The following is a 1,264-nucleotide window of genomic DNA, read 5'->3' as shown; positions in this document are numbered from 1 at the left end:
CGTCTACTCGACCAGATATCTTTTGACCAGAACCGTGACGAACTATGGTTCGCAGGAGACCTTGTAAATCGAGGCCCCGACTCGCTTGACTGTCTGCGCCTGATCAAAAGCCTGGGTAACCAAGGCGGACATCCTGCCAAGGTTATTCTTGGTAATCATGACCTTCACTTATTGGCTACCTACTATTTAAAGCGCCAGCCTAAAAGAAAAGACACCTTTGCTGAAATTTTTGCAGCAGATGACTGCCATGAATTGATGACCTGGTTACGCCATCAACCTCTAATGATATGGGATAAAGAGCAGAAGCTTGCAATGAGTCACGCCGGCATTCCTCATATATGGTCAACAGAGCAAGCCTATCGTTACAATCAAGAAGTTTCCAATGAGTTATGTCGCGGAGATTACGAAGCATTCTTTGACCTGATGTATGGCAATGAGCCCGCACTCTGGTCTGAGCACCACACGGGCATGATGCGCCTGCGTGCTATTACAAACTACTTTACCCGCATGCGCTTTGTTAAACAAAACGGTGCGCTCGACTTTGCCGTCAAAGAAACCCTCGACGATGCCCCCGATAACTATGTCCCCTGGTTCAGCCTGCCTCGGCCCGACAACACCATGCTAATATTCGGACACTGGGCGGCACTCTCGGGTAATACAGGGCTCACTGGCGCAAACAAAGACCAATTTCAAGCTATCGATACCGGCTGCGTCTGGGGTGGTTCACTTACTGCTTTAAACATCGATACTAAAGAAAGGTTCGCTTATGAAGCCTAATTCCCAGCTTATGATAGGCGCATTGCTATGCATGCTAGCAGTGATCTTGGGTGCTTTTGGCGCTCATGGCTTAAAAGCGATGATTAGCGAGCGCATGCTAGAAGTGTATCAAACGGGTGTTCATTATCAGATGTTTCACTCATGCGGGATTCTAGTGGTCGGGATATTGAGCCTGTTCAAGGAAGCTTCCCCTCTGCCACATTCGCAAAAGCTTTTAAACGCAAGTTATAGCTTCTTCCTGCTTGGCATCATAGTGTTTTGTGGTAGTCTCTATGGGCTTGCATTCAGTGAGGCATTTACTGGCGAAGCAGTCCGTCTCTTAGGGGCTATAACGCCTTTTGGAGGCCTGAGTTTTATTGCTGGTTGGCTGTGTCTTTTTCTAGCCTTTAGAAAAGCCAACTAGACCGCGTTATATAGATATACCCTGGTGGAAAACGACAATGATGATAAACCTGAATGGCGAACCCTATGAGCTAAGCACTTCACT

General features: G+C 47.5%; 2 protein-coding genes. Both read left to right on the top strand.

Features of this window, described 5'->3' with window-relative positions:
• A partial coding sequence (locus tag A3766_RS12490) for a symmetrical bis(5'-nucleosyl)-tetraphosphatase (protein WP_068642284.1) occupies positions 1 to 777 on the top strand: 777 nt, incomplete at its 5' end.
• A complete protein-coding gene (locus A3766_RS12485) occupies positions 767 to 1,180 on the top strand; it encodes a DUF423 domain-containing protein (RefSeq protein ID WP_068512109.1) in 414 nt (137 codons plus the stop codon). The genes A3766_RS12490 and A3766_RS12485, both read left to right, overlap by 11 nt.
• The last annotated feature ends 84 nt before the right edge of the window (positions 1,181 to 1,264 follow it).

This window comes from Oleiphilus sp. HI0132, assembly GCF_001635845.1.
Note: the sequence above shows the minus strand (reverse complement) of the source record. Positions and strands in the feature narration are given on the sequence as shown.